This is a genomic window from Salifodinibacter halophilus, assembly GCA_012999515.1.
Lineage (GTDB): Bacteria > Pseudomonadota > Gammaproteobacteria > Nevskiales > Salinisphaeraceae > Salifodinibacter > Salifodinibacter halophilus.
The window spans coordinates 1545750-1564823 of record JABEEB010000001.1; the positions used below are offsets into that span (position 1 = coordinate 1545750).

The 19074-nt window shown below is 60.8% G+C and carries 17 protein-coding genes and 1 other RNA gene; 8 read left to right on the top strand and 10 right to left on the bottom strand.

The genetic code is table 11. The annotated features are described in order from the left end of the window. The first annotated feature begins 119 nt into the window (after positions 1-119). A complete protein-coding gene (gene ilvA / locus HKX41_07140; GenBank protein ID NNC23930.1) occupies positions 120-1685 on the top strand; it encodes a threonine ammonia-lyase, biosynthetic in 1566 nt (521 codons plus the stop codon). Between the two features lie 166 nt (positions 1686-1851). Here the strand turns inward: ilvA and HKX41_07145 are convergent, their stop codons facing one another. From HKX41_07145 to HKX41_07185, 9 genes are all read right to left on the bottom strand, one after another. Further along, positions 1852-2313: an EVE domain-containing protein gene (locus tag HKX41_07145; protein ID NNC23931.1), complete on the bottom strand. Its 462-nt coding sequence runs from the start codon at positions 2311-2313 to the stop codon at positions 1852-1854. 37 nt (positions 2314-2350) lie between these two features. Next, positions 2351-2941, bottom strand: a complete 591-nt coding sequence (locus HKX41_07150) for a 5-formyltetrahydrofolate cyclo-ligase (GenBank protein NNC23932.1) — start codon at positions 2939-2941, stop codon at positions 2351-2353. 33 nt (positions 2942-2974) lie between these two features. Continuing rightward, positions 2975-3157: non-coding RNA, 6S RNA (ssrS, locus tag HKX41_07155), on the bottom strand. Positions 3158-3170: 13 nt separating this feature from the next. Continuing rightward, a complete protein-coding gene (locus HKX41_07160; protein NNC23933.1) occupies positions 3171-3509 on the bottom strand; it encodes a cell division protein ZapA in 339 nt (112 codons plus the stop codon). 11 nt (positions 3510-3520) lie between these two features. Further along, positions 3521-3727 carry a hypothetical protein gene (locus tag HKX41_07165; GenBank protein ID NNC23934.1) on the bottom strand — a complete coding sequence of 69 codons (207 nt, stop codon included), beginning with the start codon at positions 3725-3727 and terminating at the stop codon, positions 3521-3523. Between the two features lie 228 nt (positions 3728-3955). Continuing rightward, positions 3956-5539, bottom strand: coding sequence for an FMN-binding glutamate synthase family protein (locus HKX41_07170; GenBank protein NNC23935.1), 1584 nt, complete (start codon positions 5537-5539; stop codon positions 3956-3958). A gap of 42 nt (positions 5540-5581) precedes the next feature. Beyond that, the gene (gene sohB, locus HKX41_07175; GenBank protein NNC23936.1) at positions 5582-6634 is read right to left on the bottom strand and encodes a protease SohB; all 1053 of its coding nucleotides are present in this window, start codon (positions 6632-6634) and stop codon (positions 5582-5584) included. After that, positions 6631-7701 (bottom strand): ferrochelatase, encoded by a 1071-nt coding sequence (locus tag HKX41_07180; GenBank protein NNC23937.1) that lies wholly within the window; start codon positions 7699-7701, stop codon positions 6631-6633. The genes sohB and HKX41_07180 overlap by 4 nt, the downstream gene beginning before the upstream one ends. 64 nt (positions 7702-7765) lie before the next feature. Next, positions 7766-9046: an acetyl-CoA C-acetyltransferase gene (locus HKX41_07185; protein NNC23938.1), complete on the bottom strand. Its 1281-nt coding sequence runs from the start codon at positions 9044-9046 to the stop codon at positions 7766-7768. Between the two features lie 237 nt (positions 9047-9283). Here HKX41_07185 and groES point away from each other — a divergent pair, with 237 nt between their 5' ends. The 7 genes from groES (at position 9284) to HKX41_07220 (ending at position 16797) form a co-directional block, all read left to right on the top strand. Then, entirely contained in the window at positions 9284-9571 is a 288-nt protein-coding gene (gene groES, locus HKX41_07190; GenBank protein NNC23939.1) for a co-chaperone GroES, read from the top strand. Positions 9572-9621: 50 nt separating this feature from the next. Then, on the top strand, positions 9622-11277 hold the full coding sequence (gene groL, locus HKX41_07195) for a chaperonin GroEL (GenBank protein NNC23940.1): 1656 nt from the start codon (positions 9622-9624) through the stop codon (positions 11275-11277). A 133-nt stretch (positions 11278-11410) separates the two neighbouring features. Continuing rightward, positions 11411-12826 carry a pyruvate kinase gene (gene pyk, locus HKX41_07200; protein ID NNC23941.1) on the top strand — a complete coding sequence of 472 codons (1416 nt, stop codon included), beginning with the start codon at positions 11411-11413 and terminating at the stop codon, positions 12824-12826. A 13-nt stretch (positions 12827-12839) separates the two neighbouring features. Continuing rightward, positions 12840-13433: a septum formation protein Maf gene (gene maf, locus HKX41_07205; protein ID NNC23942.1), complete on the top strand. Its 594-nt coding sequence runs from the start codon at positions 12840-12842 to the stop codon at positions 13431-13433. A 155-nt stretch (positions 13434-13588) separates the two neighbouring features. Then, the gene (locus HKX41_07210) at positions 13589-14545 is read left to right on the top strand and encodes a bile acid:sodium symporter family protein (GenBank protein ID NNC23943.1); all 957 of its coding nucleotides are present in this window, start codon (positions 13589-13591) and stop codon (positions 14543-14545) included. Between the two features lie 705 nt (positions 14546-15250). After that, a complete protein-coding gene (locus HKX41_07215; protein NNC23944.1) occupies positions 15251-15955 on the top strand; it encodes an NUDIX domain-containing protein in 705 nt (234 codons plus the stop codon). Further along, the gene (locus HKX41_07220) at positions 15952-16797 is read left to right on the top strand and encodes an MBL fold metallo-hydrolase (protein NNC23945.1); all 846 of its coding nucleotides are present in this window, start codon (positions 15952-15954) and stop codon (positions 16795-16797) included. The genes HKX41_07215 and HKX41_07220 overlap by 4 nt, the downstream gene beginning before the upstream one ends. Before the next feature lie 248 nt (positions 16798-17045). Here HKX41_07220 and HKX41_07225 read toward each other — a convergent pair whose 3' ends face one another. Further along, positions 17046-18818, bottom strand: a complete 1773-nt coding sequence (locus tag HKX41_07225; GenBank protein NNC23946.1) for an SLC13 family permease — start codon at positions 18816-18818, stop codon at positions 17046-17048. Between the last annotated feature and the right edge of the window lie 256 nt (positions 18819-19074).

Consider the following 19074-nt stretch of genomic DNA (forward strand, 5'->3'; position numbering starts at 1 on the left):
GCGCCGACGGCCGGCTAAAACCGACGTAGTTTAGGCAAAGTTGCGCCTGCGGCACAACGGGTTAGCCGTTAACATTACGCAGTCGGACCGCCGAATTTCCATCCGAACCGAATCACACCATGCCGCAAGACGCTGCTCCCACGACTGCCAATCACCCCGACGTCGACCTCAACGACTATCGCCGACGCATCGAGTCGGCACAAGTTTACGACGCCGCCATCGAGACGCCGTTGGTCACGGCCACGCAGCTGAGCGCGCGCTTTGGCAACCGTATTCTGCTCAAACGTGAGGACTGCCAACCGGTCCACTCGTTCAAGCTCCGGGGCGCCTACAACAAGATGACGTTGCTGGACGCCGACGCGCGCTCTAAAGGCGTCATCTGTGCCTCCGCCGGTAACCACGCCCAAGGCGTGGCGCTCGGCGGGCGGCGGCTCGGCGTGCGCGCGGTGATCGTCATGCCCAAGACCACACCGGCCATCAAAGTGCGCGCGGTCGAAAGCTTTGGCGGCGAAATCGTGTTGGCCGGCAACAATTACGACGAAGCCGCGGCGCGCGCGTCCGAAATCCAGGCACGCGACGGGCTGGTCTACATCCCGCCTTACGATGACCCGGAAGTGATCGCCGGCCAAGGCACCATCGCCCGTGAGATACTGGAACAGCAGCCGGACGCGCTCGACGCCGTATTCGTCTGCGTCGGCGGCGGCGGCATGCTGGCCGGGGTGTCCGCCTACATCAAAGCCGTGCGCCCCGATGTTCAGGTGATTGGCGTCGAACCCGAGGACGCCGCCAGCATGAGCGCGGCCCTGGCCGCCGACGAGCGCGTCACACTCGACCGCGTGGGTCCGTTCGCCGACGGCGTGGCCGTAAAATGCGCCGGTGCCGAATCGTTCGCGGTCTGCCGCGAAACCATCGACGCCATGCTTACCGTATCGATCGACGAACTCTGCGCGGCAATCCGCGACATCTTCGAGGATACGCGCGCGCTAGCCGAGCCGGCAGGCGCGCTCGGGGTGGCCGGCGCCAAGGCCTGGATCGAACGCACCGGCGCCAACGACAAAACCGTCGCCGCGATCGTGTCGGGCGCCAACGTCAATTTCGACCGGTTATCGTATATCGGCGAACGCGCCGAAATCGGCGAACACCGCGAAGCCTTACTGGCCGTGACCATCCCCGAACGCCCGGGCGCATTCCTCGACTTCTGCGAAACCATCGGTCATCGCTCGATCAGCGAATTCAATTACCGCTATGCCGAAGCCGAGCAAGCCCAGATCTTTGTGGGTGTCAAACTCGGCGGCCGTATCGCTGAACGCGAAGACGTCATCGCCGATCTCGAAGCCGGTGGTTACGACGTGCTGGACATGTCGACCAATGAGATGGCCAAGATCCATGTCAGACACATGGTCGGCGGTCGTGCTGCAGGTGTCGGCGATGAGATGCTGTTCCGTGTCCAGTTCCCGGAGCGGCCCGGGGCACTGTTGAACTTTCTACAACAAGTCGGCAACCGCTGGAACATTTCGCTGTTCCATTACCGCAACCACGGTCACGCCCACGGCCTGGTCCTGATCGGTCTGCAAGTTGCTCCCAAAGATCAGGCCGCCTGCCGGGAAGCAATCGACGCCGTTGGCTACGACTACGCCGAGGAAACCGACAATCCGAGTTATCAGCGGTTTCTGCACGCGCAGTAGCCCACCCGACAACCGTCACCTCGGCCCGGGTCGAAGCTATGGTCTACGGCACATCGACCGGCTAGGCCGCTAGCGGTCACCTCATACAGCGCCGGACTGCTGACCAGCAGTCCGGCGCTCACGGCTCAGACCGCCCGCTCGGCGACCCTGCGTCATCCCCACGTCATCACTCCATCGACAGAATCAGATCCCAGTTGTCTTTCGACACCGGCATGATCGACAGCCGATTGCCCTTACGGATCAGTTGCAAGTCGCCCAGCTCATCGGCGCGGGCCTTGATCTCAGGCAATGAGATTGTGCGCGAGAGTTTGCGTTCAAAGCCAACATCCACGTGGTACCAGCGCGGATTGTCCGGGTTCGATTTGGGATCGTAGTGTTTGTCCTCGGGATCGAACGCGGTTGGGTCGGGATAGGCGCTGGACACGATCCGCATCACGCCGACCACGCCCGGCACCTTAGTATTGGAGTGATAGAAAAATGCTAAATCGCCGACCGACATACCATCGCGCATGAAATTGCGCGCCTGGTAATTGCGCACCCCGTCCCAGGGTTCAGTCTGGTCCGGCCGGTTTTCCAGATCGTCGATACTAAAGTCATCGGGTTCGGATTTCATCAGCCAATAGCGCATTGGATCGATTGCCATGGTTTCGCTGTGGCACGCCAGCTTAACCGGCCAGCCCGCCACAGCGATAGACGCCGGCCTCGGTTGCAATCCAGTCCAACGGCACATCCCAGTCGCGCGCCGGTATCCACGCCACGCGCTGGGCTTCGAATGCCAGCCCGATCAGCGTCGGTCGCCGCCAACCAGGCGCACGCGCGGCCGCAGCCAGGGTGCGGTCGTAATAGCCGCCCCCCATACCGACCCGCTGGCCCCAATCATCAAAAGCCGCCAACGGCATAATAAGGAGATCGAGCGCCGCCGCTGCCCAGCCGCGTCCTGCAACGGGTTCAGCCATGCCCAACTCGCTATGGGCAAAGCGAAGGCGTGATGGCGTATTGGCAACAAAGACGAGGTTCGAGCCCGCGACGCGCGGCCAGAAAAACGTTTGGTCCGACCGTAGATGGAGGCTTAGAAACGCTGGGTCGGCTTCGCTGGCCAGCGCATTGTAGATGCCGATACGACGTGCACGTTTGGCGACGGGTTGTCGAGCCAAGCGCCGACAGGCGCGCCGACTTGCACATCGGCGCTGCGACGCCGACAACCTGTGCCGGGCGCGCAAACCAAACTTGCGCAACGCATGGATGGACTCACTCACTGCGACGCATGCATGGGATATAAAAAGGAGGTCGAAGCGTCCGCCGCTGCCGCTAGTGCTCCGACTACCTTGAGCGTTTCGCTCAAGTGGGGCATTCCGCGTGACTTTAGGCTTCCCGCTCGGTGGCGGGCGTGCTCACCGGCCACGTTTTCACACCCCCGGTTAAAAATTAGGCTCAAGGGGACCGTGGAGGGTTCACGAACAAGGCAGGCGCTCCGACGCTTGTACCTTAACTCTGCTGGGCGGTGTCATCAAGAGATTCGTCAATCCTCATCTCCATCTGCGACAGCCGTTCGCGCACCGCTTCGTCAGCCTCGCTGGACTCGGCTTGTTGCGCGCCCGTGTGCTTTTCCAGTTCCAGCAGATCGTGCGAGATGTTGAGCGCGGCCATGACCGCGACTTTATCGATCCCAAGCGTCTTGCCACGTTTTTGTATCGCCTGCATGCGCTTGGATAGATATTCCGCCGAACGCAGCAGGCTTTCGCGTTCCCCCTCGGGGCAGGCAACGGAATAATCCCGCCCGAGGATCCGAATGGTGAGGCTGTTATCAGCCTGTTTATTGGCCATTGCGCACCCCGCTAGCCACTATCGGTTTCTGCCGCCTGAGCTTCCAGCGCGCGGATCCGCTCAATAAGCTGACCAAGCCGCTGACGGGTCTGTTCATTTTTGCGCTGTTCCGCTTGGAGCTCAGTTTGAAGTGACCGATAGCTGGCCTTCAACTGTTCGTGGGTATCCACAAGCGTGCTCAACTTGGCTTCGAACTGGTCAATGTCGAACTCGCTCATGGGCCAAACCTATTGCCCGGTCGGATGGCCCCGAGTATAGACATCGTAAAGACGCTGGCAAAATGCCGGCAGACACGCCGCATCGCACACGCACCACTATACCGCGCCTCGAACATCCGCCCACGGTGAGCCGATCTGGCAGCACCACGGTTGGCGGACTGCCCCGTCAATCGCTGCGCATGCCGCCCAAGCACGGCCGGGGCGGACCTATTGTTCACAGCCTTAGCGCTAAAACGTCGCCGCGCGAGCCAACGCCCATGGGCGCTGGTAGCTTTGCGGCAAACGTTCGTCGAGGAAATCGCCCTCATCAACATCGGGGTGCATGAGGGCGTAAGTGCCGGCCGCACCGTGGTCATAGCGGTGATAAATATGGCGCGGCGAAAGCTGGCCCGGGTCGGAGATACCAAGGGCGCCGGTCAAATCCAGAAACGCGTTGACCGTGGCGTCATGAAAATTGCGCGCCCGCAGCGCTTTACCCGCCACGTCCAGTGAACGTGCGCGGGCTGGATCCTGGGTGGCAACGCCAGTCGGGCAGGTGTTGGTGTGGCAACGCTGCGACTGGATACAACCAATCGAGAACATGAATGCGCGTGCGGCGTTGCACATGTCCGCGCCGAGGGCCAGTTTCTCGACCATATCGAAGCCAACCGCGACCTTGCCACTGGCAATCACGGTGATCTCGCGGCGCTTACCGATGCCGACCAGGCAGTTGTGCACGAACGGCAATGCGTCGTGGATATAGCTACCGACAAAATCCTCGAACTCGGCCGGAGCCGCACCAGTGCCGCCCTCGGCCCCGTCGACGGCGATGAAATCCGGCTGGATGCCGGTCTCGAGCATGGCCTTACAAATGCCCATGAACTCGTGGCGATGGCCGAGACAGAGTTTGAAACCCACCGGTTTGCCGCCACACAGCTCGCGTAACCGGGCCACGAAGTGCAGCAGGCCGTTAGGTGAGTCGACCTCCGGATGCATGGCCGGAGACTGACAATCCTCACCGGCCGGGATCGCGCGCGTTTCGGCGATCTCCGGGGTGATCTTGGCTGCCGGTAACAAACCACCGTGCCCCGGTTTTGCGCCCTGCGAAAGCTTGATCTCGACCATTTTGACTTGGTCGGTACAAGCCTTGTCGCGAAAGGCGTCGGGATCGAATCGGCCCGCGCTGTCGCGGCACCCGAAGTTACCACTGGCCACTTCCCAGATAATGTCACCACCATGTTCACGATGGTATTTACTGATCGCACCTTCGCCCGTGTCCTGTGCAAAACCGCCGAGAGCAGCAGCCTTGTTGAGTGCAGCCACCGCGTTGCCAGACAGCGCGCCGAAGCTCATCGCCGAAATATTGAGTCGCGACGAACTGTACGGCCACGCGCACTGCGGACCACCGATCGTGATTCGGGCATGCGCCGGGTCGACGGTCGCCGGCGCCATCGAATGGTGGACGAAGTCGTAGCCGGTATCGGTGAGGGTATAGCGCGTGCCGAACGGTGCCGTATCGCCCTGGCGGTCGGCGCGTTGGTTGACGATACGTCGCTGCTCACGGTTGAACGGACGACCGTCGTGCTCCGATTCGAAGAAATACTGGCGGATCTCGGGCCGGATAAACTCCAGCATATAGCGCATGTGGCCGATGATCGGATAGTTCTGCAGGACGTTATGTCTCGACCCGAGATCAAAAACACCGACAACCGCCAGCAGTGCCAACACACCCCAGGCGATCAGCCAATACGGCGCCAAAATCGCCAGCACCATGCCAATGGCAAGCGTGACGACGACATAAACGCCGAAAAACAGCCGCGGTTTACCAAACATCGGTTTTAGATTACCGGCCGCATCATCATCCGCTCAATGCATTTAGCTTGGCCGGCGTGCGTCAACGCCAACCGCCCCGCCAGCGGCCAAGCGACTCATGAGACGACCGGCTTCCCCCGTTATCCGTTGCCAGACCGAGCCACGCTCGTGGCTGTCCACAGTGTAGACACTACGTTCGTTGCGGGCGGCGGTGAGCATGACGTCGTCGCTAGTGCCGATCTCGTCGACCAGATTCATACTAAGCGCTTGCGTGCCGTGCCAGTGTTCGCCGGTGGACACGGCATCGATATCCAGCGACGGTCGATAGTCACCGACAAACGATTTGAATAAGCCGTGGACGTCTTCGAGTTCCTCGACGAATTTGGCGCGGCCGGATTCGGTGTTTTCGCCGAACATCGTCAACGTCCGCTTATGCTCGCCGGCGGTATAAACGTCGAAATCGATATCCTTATCCTTTAGAAAGCGGTGGAAGTTCGGCAACTGCGCGACCACGCCGATCGACCCGACAATGGCAAACGGTGCGGCCACGATGCGCTCGGCCACACAAGCCATGAGGTATCCTCCGCTGGCGGCCACGCGGTCCACGGCCACAGTTAGATGCATGCCGGCCTCGCGCAACCGCACGAGTTGTGAGGCCGCCAAACCGTAGCTATGCACCATGCCGCCGCCGGACTCCAGCCGCACCAGCACTTCGTCGCCGCTCTCCGCGACCTGCAACAGCGCGTTGATCGACTCGCGTAGGCTTTCGACCGGTGAGGCTTTGATATCGCCATCGAAATCCAGCACGAACAATCGGTTCGGCTCGTGCTTACGGCCGAGTTTTTCGGCTTTCTGACGCTGTTTGGCCTCGCTTTTTTTCTGTTTGCGCCGCGCTTTTTTCTCGCTCGCATTCAGCAGCGTATCCGACATCCGGTCGGCCATGCTTTCCAGCCGCTCGTTGACGTTCGTTACCTTAAGCGTTTCCTGCTTACGTGCACGCAACTCGCCGGCAGCACTGACCAGCCAGCCGATAACCAATCCGATCGCCATAACGATCGTGGCCACTTCCAACAAAAACAGGCCATAATCGATCGCGACATTTATTAAATGAGTCATGCAGACGCCGCCTCCGTCGGCGCTGTCGGGGTATTGTTGCCGCCCGCCGACAACCACGGACCGAGTTGGCGGATCGCCAGGTCCGTCAGAAAGTCAACGTGGTCGACACGGTCGTTCAAAGCCGAAATGTAGCGTAGCTGTCCACCGCCGGCTTCTTGGAAGTACTCGCTGTTTTCCGAGGCGATTTCTTCGAGGGTCTCCAGGCAATCCGCGGAAAAACCGGGACAGACCACATCCACCGTCCCAACGCCGGCTGCGCCCCAGGCTTTCACGGTTTCATCGAGATAAGGCTTGAGCCACGGCTCACGGCCGAAGCGCGACTGGAAACAGACCTTGTAATCATCGGCAGACAACCCCAGCCGCTGGGCCACATGATACGCCGTTAGCCCACAGTCACGCGGGTACGGATCCCCCTGTTTGACGTAGCGTTTGGGAATACCGTGGAAAGAAAACACAAGCCGATCCGGGCGGCCGTGTTCGGCCCAGTATTCGCGGATCGAATTCTCCAATGCCGACAAATAGCCCGGCTCTTCGGCATAGCGTGTAACGGTGTGCAGCGCTGGCTGCTCTGGCCAGGTGGTCAGCAGGTGGCCGATTTTGTCGTAGGTCGTGGCCACAGTGGTCGCCGAATATTGCGGATAGGCCGGCAGAATGAGCATACGGCGGCATCCGGCTTCGGCCAGCTCGGCCAGGCCATTGGCCAGCGACGGCCGACCGTAGCGCATGCCCAATGCAACCTTGACCGGCGTGTCGAGTCGTCGGTCCAGACGGGCCTGCATCGCCTCGGCCTGGCGTCGAGCGTAAACCAGGAGTGGCGAGCCTTCATCCAACCAGACCGACCGATAGCCCTGGGCTGACTTGCGCGGCCGAAACGTTAGAACGGCGCCGTACAGGATGGGTAGCCAGAGCGCGCGATTGAGATCAATTACGCGCCGGTCGCTCAAAAATTCGCGCAAATAGCGCCGAACCGCCGACGTCGACGTATCGTCAGGTGTACCGAGGTTGGTCAACAATACACCCAAAGGCTCATCAGACGGCGAAGCTGCGTGCGAGACGGAATCTATCATCGGATCATCAGAGTGCAGTGAGTTGTGTCGCCGGCAGCAGACCCGGCTTCGAATGCCACCATCGTCAACGCTCCAGAATCGCGGTCATACCCTGGCCGCCCGCGGCACACACCGAGACCAAGCCACGACCACCGCCATTGTCATACAGCAGTTTGGCCAGCATGGCCAGAATGCGCGCGCCGGTAGCCGCAAACGGGTGGCCGAGCGCGATCGACGAACCATTGACGTTCAGCCGGCTGCGATCAATCGCTCCGAGCGCAGCCTGTCTGCCCAGTACGTTTCGGCAGTAATCTTCGGATTCCCACGCCGCCAGCGTACACAGCACTTGGGCGGCGAACGCTTCGTGGATCTCGTAGTAATCGAAATCGCCAAGCGACAGACCAGCGGCATCGAGCATCTTCGGTACAGCATGGGCCGGCGCCATCAACAACCCTTCATCGCCACTGGCAAAATCAACCGCCGCACTACGCGAAAACGGCGTAAGCCAGGCCTGCACTGGCAACCCCCGCGCGGCCGCCCAATCCTCGCTGGCGAGCACGACACCGGCGGCGCCGTCAGTCAGCGCCGTGGCATTCGCGGCGGTGATCGTGCCATGTTCGCGATCAAATGCCGGCGCGAGCCCGGACATTTTATCGACGTTGGCATCGGGCCGAAGGTTGGTGTCGCGCGTCACGCCGCGATAGTCAGCCACAAGATCATCGAAAAACCCAGCCTCGTAGGCAGCAGCCGCGTTGGCATGGCTGGCGGCGGCCAGCTCATCCTGCGCCGCGCGCGAAATTCCCCAGTACTTGGCCATCTGTTCGCAGTGCTTGCCCATCGACAGCCCGGTGCGAGGTTCATCGATGTTCGGGAAATCGGGTTTGAGTTGGCCGGGCCGAAGCCGGGTCAGTGGTCGCAGCCATTGCGTCGTGTGCCGCGCGTGGTTGATATCCAGCAGAATCCGCCGCAGGTCGTCGTTGATTTCAATCGGCACATCCGAAGCGCTATCGACCCCCGCAGCGACACCCGCGTCGATTTGCCCCAGCGCGATCTTATTGCCGATATCGACGGCAGCTTCCAGACTCGTAGCGCAGGCCCGACTGACATCGAACGTCGACACTTCGGGGTTAAAGCCGGCACCAAGCGCTGCTTCCCGCGTCAGGCTGACATCCCGGGCATGTTTCAAGACCGCACCGGCGGCGATCTCGTCGACCTGCCCGCCGAGCTCGAAACGCTTGTCGATACACTCGAGCGCGGCAGCTAGCATGTCAATGTTCGACGCATCCGCGTACGGGCCGCTGGCACGGCAGAACGGGATGCGGCTGCCTCCAACGAGCGCCACCCGCCGGGGCAAGGCTTGGCTCATACTCGTGTCAAGGTCGCGATAATGTCCGCCCATATTCTAGCGGTTCAGACGCGCCTGCGTGATAGTGTTGCGGCATCCGGCGGGCAATAAATTATCGCCTAAGTCTTGAAAAGACGGCAGGCGGCCACAGGTCTCCTACCGGTCAAGACAGCAACGTCGACGATCGTGATGCCGACATCTTTATGGCTCGGCACTTAAAAACATTAGGTACAAGCAACGTTTGAGGAGAAGGGTGGTATGAATATCCGTCCTCTGCATGACCGCGTCGTCATCAAGCGACTCGAGGAAGAGCAAAAAACCGCCGGCGGCATCGTCATCCCGGACACCGCGGCAGAAAAACCGCAACGCGGCGAAGTCGTCGCCGTTGGCAACGGCAAACCACTGGACAACGGTGAAACACGAAACCCGGCTGTCAAACAGGGCGAGACTGTGCTGTTCGGCAAGTTTTCCGGCACTGAAGTCAAGGTGGACGGCGAAGACGTCATCGTAATGCGCGAAGACGACATCCTCGCGGTGCTCGGCTAACGCCGACACGATCCACCCATCATTTCCATTCAAACTTAAGGGAACGAACAATGGCTGGTAAGGAAGTACGTTTTGGCGACGATGCGCGTTCGCGCCTCGTCAAAGGCGTCGACACGCTCGCCGAATCCGTCAAGGTTACGCTCGGGCCGAAGGGCCGCAACGTGGTCCTCGACAAGAGCTTCGGCGCACCCACCGTCACTAAGGACGGCGTGTCTGTAGCCAAAGAACTCGAGTTCGAAGACAAATTCGAGAACATGGGCGTCCAAATGGTCAAGGAAGTGGCCTCGAAGACGTCCGATGTCGCCGGTGACGGCACCACGACCGCCACGGTCCTAGCACAGGGCATCGTCCGCGAAGGCATCAAGGCGGTCTCAGCCGGCATGAACCCGATGGACCTCAAGCGCGGCATCGATAAAGCCGTGGACGCGGCTGTCGCAGAGCTGGCCAAATACTCCAAGGCTTGTGACGACCAGAAGTCGATCGCCCAAGTCGGCACGATTTCGGCCAACTCCGACGCCGATGTCGGCCAGATCATCGCCGACGCCATGGACAAGGTCGGCAAAGAAGGCGTGATCACGGTCGAAGAAGGCTCGAGCCTTCTCAACGAACTCGACGTGGTCGAAGGCATGCAGTTCGACCGCGGCTACCTCTCGCCCTACTTCGTCACCGATAACCAGGCGATGCAGGCCGAGCTGGACAACCCCTACATCCTGCTCCACGACCAAAAGATCTCGAACATCCGCGACATGCTGCCGCTGCTCGAGAACGTGGCCAAGCAGAACCGGCCGATCCTGATCGTCGCCGAAGAAGTCGAAGGCGAAGCCCTGGCTACGCTGGTGGTCAACAACATGCGCGGCATCGTCAAGGTCGCAGCGGTCAAGGCACCCGGCTTCGGCGATCGGCGTAAGGCCATGCTCGAAGACATCGCGATCCTGACCGGCGGCACGGTCGTGTCGCAAGATCTGGGCATGAGCCTGGAAAACACCGAGCTGGACCACTTGGGCGAAGCCAACAAGATCCAGATCTCGAAGGAAAACACCACGATCGTCGACGGCAAAGGCCAGAACAAGGACATCGAGGCCCGCATCGAGCAGATCCGCACCCAAATCGGGGAATCCTCGTCGGACTACGACAAGGAAAAACTCCAGGAGCGGGTCGCCAAGCTCGCCGGCGGTGTCGGTCTGATCAAGGTCGGTGCAGCCACCGAAGTCGAGATGAAAGAGAAGAAGGCCCGCGTCGAAGACGCGCTGCACGCCACACGTGCGGCGGTCGAAGAAGGCATCGTGCCGGGCGGCGGCGTCGCCCTGCTGCGGATGCTGCCCGCGATCGAGAAGGTCGAAGGCGATAACGAGGACCAGGAAGCTGGCATTCGCCTACTACGGCGCGCCATCGAAGAGCCGCTGCGTCAGATCATCTACAACAGCGGCGCCGAGCCGTCGGTTGTGGTTAACGACGTATTGAGCCACGACGGCAACTACGGCTACAACGCCGCGACCGGTGAGTACGGCGATCTGGTCGAGCAGGGCGTGTTGGACCCAACCAAGGTCTCGCGCACCGCGCTGCAGAACGCCGCCTCGATCACCAGCCTGATGCTGACCACCGAAGCTGCGGTCGCTGACGTCCCGGACGACGACAACGACAGTGGCGGCGGTGACGCCGGCATGGGCGGCATGGGCGGCATGGGAGGCATGGGCGGCATGATGTAATTCATCGTGCCGACCATCGCACCCCGTGCGACGTCTGCAAAAAACCCCGCTTCGGCGGGGTTTTTTTATGCCGTATCGCCGCCATGAATATGGCATCGGATTCATCAACGCTGTGCTATCGTCTCCCGTCATGATGCGAAAAACCAAGATTCTCGCCACACTCGGCCCCGCCTGCGACAACGACACTGTCCTGCCGCGATTGCTGGAGGCCGGCGTCAACTGTGTGCGCGTCAACTTCTCGCACGGCAGCCCCGAAGAGCACAGCGAACGCGCCGAACGCGTGCGCGCCGCCGCCGACTCCAAAGGCTTGCCAGTTGGCATTCTGGCCGATCTCCAGGGGCCAAAAATCCGCATCGAGTCATTTGCTGACGGTGCCGTGGACCTCGAGGCCGGCCAGACTTTCACGCTGGATACCCAGCTTGACCCCGACGCTGGCACGAAAGAACGTGTCGCCATTTATTACGAGCCGCTGCTGGCCGACGTTCAGCCGGGCAGTGTGATTCTGGTTAACGACGGCGCAATATCGCTGAGCGTTACCGACGTTGGCGCCACAACCATTACCACCCGCGTCGAACTCGGCGGTCGACTATCCGGCCGCAAGGGCGTCAACCTGCGTGGCGGCGGCTTGTCGGCCGGCGGCTTGACCAAGCAAGACATTGCCAATATCGACGTCGCCGCCGACATCGGCGCGGACTATCTGGCCGTGTCGTTCGTGCGCAATGGCGACGACATCCGTCAGGCGCGCGATCTTTTGCAGAAAGCCGGCGGCACCGCACGGCTCTGCGCCAAAATCGAGCGGGCCGAAGCACTGGATTCGCTCGACGACATCATCGAGGCCAGCGACGCAGTGATGGTCGCGCGTGGCGATCTCGGCGTTGAAATCGGTGATCCCGAATTGCCTGCGATGCAGAAACGCATCATCGCCCGTAGCCGGGAGATGAACCGGCTGGTCATCACGGCCACCCAGATGATGGAGTCGATGATCGACAACCCGACGCCGACGCGCGCCGAAGTGCTCGATGTCGCCAACGCGACACTCGACGGCACTGACGCCGTCATGCTCTCGGCCGAATCAGCGGTCGGCAGTTACCCGACGGCCACGGTCAAGGCCATGAGCGAGATCTGCGAAGCCGCCGAACGCCAGGCTGCGACCGGCCGCTCCGAAGGCTCGGTCGACAAGCACTTCGAGAAAATCGACGAAGCGATCGCCATGGCGACGATGTACACCTCGCGCTACATGCACGCCGACGCCATCGTCGCACTGACCGAGTCGGGCTCGACCGCCATGCTGATGTCGCGCCAGGACTCCCACATCCCGATCTACGCACTGACCCAATACCCGCCGACCGAGCACTATCTCGCACTGTGCCGCAATGTCTACCCGATCGCATTCCGGCCGAGCGAGCTAAACGGTGTCGTGCCGGTCGACGAAGCGCTCGCACACCTGCGCGAACTGGGCTTGGTCGAATCCGGCCACCGGGTGCTGTTAACCAAGGGCGATTTCAACGGCCCGGGCGGCACCAACGCACTGAAGATCGTAACCGCCTGATCGCACGCCGACGATGCGCCTGCTTCTAGCTTCCGGCTCGGCACGCCGCGCTGAGATTCTGGACACGCTCGGTATCGAGTTCGACATCCAGCCCGCTGACATCGACGAATCAGCGCGGGCCGGCGAAGCGCCGGATGCACTCTGCCGCCGTCTGGCCACGCAAAAGGCCGAAACCGTGCACGCCAGTGCGCCGGACGCCACGATCATCGGCGCCGACACCCTGGTGGCATTCGGCGGCGAAGCGCTCGGCAAACCGCGTGATGCCGAGCACGGTCGTTCGATGCTCGCGGCTATGTCCGGTACGACGCACCGAGTACATACCGCGATGACGGTGATCGCTCCACCCGGCACTGTCCATGAGCATCTGTCGACCAGCGTCGTCACCCTGCGGGCACTGGCTGCTGAGGAAATCACCGCCTACTGGGCGACCGGCGAGCCGATCGACAAAGCCGGCGGCTACGCCATTCAGGGCATCGGTGGCGCGTTCGTCGAGCATCTGGACGGCAGTGCGTCGGCAGTAGCCGGGCTGGACTGCTGCCAAATCGTCGCGTTGTTGCGCGCGGCTGGTGTCGCGATCCTCGGCCAACCAACCGACGCCGCCGACTAAAACGCATACACCGCTATCAGCTCCAACCGATTGATACCACCCTCCGCCGTGTTCAGCACAGCGTCAATCGGCGCAATCTGCCTCTAACACCTGTGTCGCGCTGAGCATGAGCGGTAATATGCGCGGTCATTCGCACACCTGAACTTGGCCCGACCATGAAATTCTTTTCCGACATCAATCGGCTGTTTCCGGTCTGGGCCGTGGGCTTCGCGCTGGTCGCCGTCTGGCAACCGCAAGTCTTCACACCGCTGGCAGCCGGCATCCGCCCCTTATTGGCCGTGGTCATGTTCGCCATGGGATTAGCGCTGTCCCGCCCGGACTTCACGCGGGTCGCACGCCAGCCATCGCCGATCGGGATCGGCGTGCTTTTGCAGTTCATCGTCATGCCGCTGGCGGCGTTCGTAATCTCACGCATGCTGGGCCTGGATTCCGCCCTGACCACCGGCATGGTGTTGGTTGGTGCAACGGCTGGCGGCACAGCTTCGAACGTCATGAGCTGGCTGGCCGGCGGCTACGTCGCGCTGTCCGTGTCCATGACGCTGACTTCCACAATTGTCTCGGTTGTAGCCACGCCGCTCCTGGCTTGGCTCTATGTCGGCCAGAGCGTGCAGGTGCCAGTGCTCGACATGTTCGCGAGCATTGCCGAGCTCGTCGTGGTGCCAATCGCTGCCGGCGTGGCCATCCACCATCTGATCGGCGCGCGTATCCATAACGCCGAGCCCCTATTCGCGACTGCGGCCATGGCCACGATCGTGCTCATCATCGCAATCGTGGTGGCATTAAACGCGGGCAAAATCACAACACTTGGCCCGCTCGTGGCCTTGGCGGTCATATTGCACAACGGTATTGGCCTGGCTAGCGGCTACGGCATCGCACGCCTATTCGGTTTCGACCGCCGAACCGCGCGCACCACGGCTTTTGAAGTTGGCATGCAGAACTCGGGGCTGGCGGTCGCACTGGCACAGCAATTCTTTACCGCAGCCGCTGCGCTGCCGGGCGCCCTGTTTTCGGTCTGGCACAATGTTTCCGGCTCCATACTGGCTGGCTACTGGCGCCGACAAGACGCATCCGCCAATAAAGCACAGCCTGAAACCAATACGCCGCCCAAATAACGGGACACCTCCAGCTCGCACCGGTCATGATGGCTGAGGACGCCGGGATCAACCGATATAGGCACGCCGGCCACACCGGATCCAGCGCGCGTTGCCACCTATAAAGCCAGAGCGACCCCGCGGCGGTTGTAATCACGAACTGATCGTAGTCGACGGGCCGATTTTCGAGTGCATCGACACGTACAAATGTGGCCGCTTCGACGTCGAACACGTTACCCACCAACGCCGTCGCACCGCCCGTCACAGCCACTGGGAATGCACCGGCGTCGTACAGCGTATAGGCCGCTGGCGTGGCTATAGATGCGCGGTGAACGGCGTGGTTCAACAATCCATAGTTGGCGCCGTCGGCCGGCGCGTGCCGTAGACGAAAATAAGATGCTGGGTGGCCTGCGCGCAGATGGGATGTTTCGGCTGCTGTCGTAAGCGACATCATCAACGTCGCGTCGCATGCATTTCACTGCATCACAGGCAGGCAACGTCCGACACACAATCGATGTGCGGTCGCATCATTGGGTTACCAACAATCGACCTATTGGCTGTAATCTGTCGATAATCTAGGCATATCACAATTCATCCGAGACGATTGCATGGCCCATACAGTAGTCTCATGCAAGGCTCACTGTTTTAACGTACGCCCTTGAACGGCCGACAAACGGCGCGATGCATAACCTTATCAATGACGGATAACGCGACTGGCGACAGGATTTGAACGACACCGAGCAAACAGGCGATACCAGCGTGGCGGCCGTGCGCTCAGCGGCGACGGTTGCCTGTGTGCGCGACGGGCCGGCCGGGCTGGAGGTCGTGCTCCTGCGTCGCGCCGCGAGTCATGTATTTTGCCCCGGCGCGCATGTTTTCCCGGGCGGCGCGGTGGACGCCGAAGACATGGCGCTGGCTGAAAGCGGCAGCACTGGACAAACAGACACCTCAACCAACGTTCAGGAGCAAGCCCGGCGCTTGACCGTCGCCCGTGAAGCCTTCGAGGAAGCCGGTTTGCTGGTCGGTGTCCATGCGGCGCACACACTGGCTTCAACCGATTTGACCACAGCGCGAGCGCAATTAAACGCCGGCCGGATGAGCTGGGCCGACGTACGCGATCAACTCGGGCTGAGCCTGGCACCGGAAACACTCGTCGCGATCGGTTTTCGACAGACACCACCCGGCTGGCCACGACGCTACGCGACCCAGTTTTTCCTCGCACGCGCCGATGCCGACGCCGATCCCACCTGCGACGGCACCGAAACCGACGCTGCCGGCTGGTGGTCGCCCCAAGACACGTTGCACGAAGCCGACGCCGGCCGGATTGAACTGGTCCGACCCACGCGCATCGCACTTACCAATCTTGCACGCTATGCGTGCGTCGCGGATTTATTCGCCGCATGCAGCGACCGAAACCAACTATCGCTATGACGACATCGACAATCAGCGGCAACCCCGAGCACTTGGCACCCGGCGTGCAGCGGGTGACCGCACCCAACCCGAGTGCCATGACCGGTCCGGGCACCAATACGTTTATCCTGGGGCACAATCCGGCGATCGTGGTCGATCCCGCTATCGACGACAGCGACCACTTCGATGCGGTCGAAGCAGTCGCCGGTCACGTCGACGCGATCTGGCTTACCCACCGCCATCCCGATCACGCGCGCGGCGCGGCAGCATTTGCGGCCCGTACCGGCGCGCCCATCCGCGCGCTGCCGCAAGACCAACCCGGCCAATTCGATATCGACATCGATGCCGACGTGCCACTAGCCGATGGCGAACGCGTCGAACTTGGCGAACTGACCATTGAGGCAATCCATACGCCCGGCCACGCAGCCGACCATCTGGCGTTTCTGGTCAGCCCCGCGCGCATTCTGCTGGCCGGCGATCTATTGATGAGCGACACCAGCGTCGTGATCCTACCGCCGGAAGGTCGCATGACCGACTATTTCAACAGCCTCGATCGCATCAAGGCACTGTCGATCGACGCCATCGCCCCCGCCCACGGCGACCTCATGCGCGAACCGCACACGGTGATCGACAACGCCATCGCCCACCGCTTAAAACGCGAAGCCGAAGTCGCCGCATGCCTCTCGCCCAACACACCCCAGACAGCCAACGCGATCACCGCTCGGCTGTATCCAAACATCGAAGGGGATCTCCGGCGCGCAGCAGCCGCCCAGGTCGAAGCCCACCTCATCCGCCTGGCCGAACGCGACCAAGCCAAGCCCCGCGGGGACAGCGACTGGCTTGCCGGCGTCGGCGCCGACTAAGCGCGGCTTATAACAGCGGTATAGCCACTCCAACGGCCCTCGTCTCGGATGCATATCCCGGGGACAGTATACTTAACTCAATTAACAACCTAAGCATATCCCGGGGACAGTATACTTAACTCAATTAACAATCTAAGCGCGGCCCATGTTACTCAAATTCAGTATACTGTCCCCGGAATTAAATTCGGAATTGGCCCCTAGAATTGAATCACTGGAATTATCCAGTTAAGCGCTCGTATCTAACCCTGTTAGCCACCAAGCGGCCATATCAGTGGAATCAGGACAACGCTGACAGTGCCGACTAGCACCGTCAGTGGCAACCCCAAACGAGTAAAATCGCCAAAACGGTAGCCACCAGGGCCATACACCATCAGATTGGTTTGATAGCCGATCGGCGTCATAAAACTGGCCGAAGCCCCCATTATGACTGTGATCGCAAAGGGCGTGACGGAGGCACCTAGTGACGCGGCCATGGATGCCGCTATCGGAAACATGATGACCACCGCCGCATTATTGGTCACAACCGCGCTGATCAACACGGTGCAGGTATAGATTACAGCCATGGCGGCATACGCCTGTGTACCGGCCAGTGTCAGAAACCCTTCGGCCAGCATTGCAGCCAGTCCAGTTTCCCGAACGGCCGCGCCCAAGCCGAGCGCGGCCGCAATAGCAATGAATAACGGCCAATCCAGCGCCCGCCGAGCGGAAGTTATAGTACAGCAACGTAGCAGCAGCATGCCGGCGGCAGCGGCCAACGAGGCCTTGAGTATGGGCAAAAGCCCCAGCGTTACGACCACCACCATCGCGGCAACGACAGCCAGAGCGAGCGCCGACTTGTGATGCTCTGGCGGCGTCGAGTTTTCAATCTGGCTGACAAGGAAAAAATCCCGAGAATGGCGCTGCTGCTGGATAAACGACGGCCGTGTCTCCAGCAGCAGCGTGTCACCTGCCTGTAGCTGGATATCACCGATTTTGCGATGGAGGCGCTCACCGTTACGCGCCACGGCGAGTACTGCAGCATTATAACGAGAGCGAAAGTTACTCTCGCGCACGGTTTGCCCATTCAACGGGCAGATGTCGGATACTACAGCTTCGACAAGAACACGCTGGCGTTTGGGTGCCTCCAGCTCGTGAACCTGATCATTAGCCGGCGTCAAACCACGCAGTTTCTGCAAGTCCACCACCGAATCCACAATCCCGACGAACAGCAGGCGATCGTCGGCCTGTAGCGGCTGCGTGGGAGACACCGCGGGCAGTATATGACCATCACGTTCGATTTCAGCCATAAACATACCTGGCAGCCGGCGCAGACCGGCTTGCGCGATGGTCTTCCCCGGCAGCGGGCCATCGGGCTCGACTTGCATCTCGACACTATATTCGCGCGGATTGTCGAATTCAGTGATCGCCGCGCCCCGGCTTGGCAACAACCATTTCGCCGCCCAGATGATGAACACCAAACCAGCGATAGCTACAGGCACGCCAATCCAGGCGAGTTCAAACATCCCCAGGCCGCCGAGGCCCTGTTCGATCATCAGCGCATTGACCAACAGATTGCCACTCGTACCGATCAACGTACACGTGCCGCCCAGAATCGCGGCGAAACTCAGCGGCATCATGAGCTGCGAAGCGGGCAAACCGTGACGTCGACACCAGTTGTTAATGGCCGGTATCAACGCAGCGACCACGGGCGTATTATTGACGAACGCGCTGAGCAACGTCGCCGGCGGCATTATTTGGAACTGCGCGTGCCGCAGGCTGCGCGGCCGCCGGAGCAGGCGCGACGCCAACATCTGCGTGACCCCGGTATCCTGCAACCCTGCCACCACGATAAACAGGGCTGCGATCGTGATGACTCCCGGATTGGAAAACCCGGAAAATGCCTGTGCCGGCGTTATGATGCCGGTCAGCAACAATATTAATAGCGCAGCAGCCAGTGCGACATCGGTCGCAATGGAGGTTGTCGCTAGCAAAGTCAGTGTTGCCAGCAAAACAGCCAGCGTAAACCATGCGCTTAAAGTCATACAGGATGATTAAAGGTGATAACTTGAAACGTTAAGGTTATAACTTATTGTGAAGAAAATTTTTTCAAAAAACGAGTAATTAGCATGTGACATTCAAAAGAGAGTCTGCCACCTGCAAGAGTGTCGAGCGTTCTGCACCGCCGGCCAACTAAGTACATCACACGTTGATTATCAGTCAACACAAATGGCGAAATAGTGATGTGTCAACGTCGCGGCACATTCGATAAATGGTTGGACCCCAATTCTTCCGCATTTA

Coding starts and splice junctions, on each gene's coding strand:
- groES (NNC23939.1), top strand. CDS start 9,284: ATGAATATCCGTCCTCTGCATGACCGCGTCGTCATCAAGCGACTCGAG.
- HKX41_07220 (NNC23945.1), top strand. CDS start 15,952: ATGACGACATCGACAATCAGCGGCAACCCCGAGCACTTGGCACCCGGC.
- maf (NNC23942.1), top strand. CDS start 12,840: ATGCGCCTGCTTCTAGCTTCCGGCTCGGCACGCCGCGCTGAGATTCTG.
- HKX41_07160 (NNC23933.1), bottom strand. CDS start 3,509: ATGGCCAATAAACAGGCTGATAACAGCCTCACCATTCGGATCCTCGGG.
- pyk (NNC23941.1), top strand. CDS start 11,411: ATGCGAAAAACCAAGATTCTCGCCACACTCGGCCCCGCCTGCGACAAC.
- HKX41_07185 (NNC23938.1), bottom strand. CDS start 9,046: ATGAGCCAAGCCTTGCCCCGGCGGGTGGCGCTCGTTGGAGGCAGCCGC.
- HKX41_07145 (NNC23931.1), bottom strand. CDS start 2,313: ATGCGCTATTGGCTGATGAAATCCGAACCCGATGACTTTAGTATCGAC.
- HKX41_07170 (NNC23935.1), bottom strand. CDS start 5,539: ATGTTTGGTAAACCGCGGCTGTTTTTCGGCGTTTATGTCGTCGTCACG.
- HKX41_07180 (NNC23937.1), bottom strand. CDS start 7,701: ATGATAGATTCCGTCTCGCACGCAGCTTCGCCGTCTGATGAGCCTTTG.
- HKX41_07210 (NNC23943.1), top strand. CDS start 13,589: ATGAAATTCTTTTCCGACATCAATCGGCTGTTTCCGGTCTGGGCCGTG.
- HKX41_07225 (NNC23946.1), bottom strand. CDS start 18,818: ATGACTTTAAGCGCATGGTTTACGCTGGCTGTTTTGCTGGCAACACTG.
- ilvA (NNC23930.1), top strand. CDS start 120: ATGCCGCAAGACGCTGCTCCCACGACTGCCAATCACCCCGACGTCGAC.
- sohB (NNC23936.1), bottom strand. CDS start 6,634: ATGACTCATTTAATAAATGTCGCGATCGATTATGGCCTGTTTTTGTTG.
- HKX41_07165 (NNC23934.1), bottom strand. CDS start 3,727: ATGAGCGAGTTCGACATTGACCAGTTCGAAGCCAAGTTGAGCACGCTT.
- groL (NNC23940.1), top strand. CDS start 9,622: ATGGCTGGTAAGGAAGTACGTTTTGGCGACGATGCGCGTTCGCGCCTC.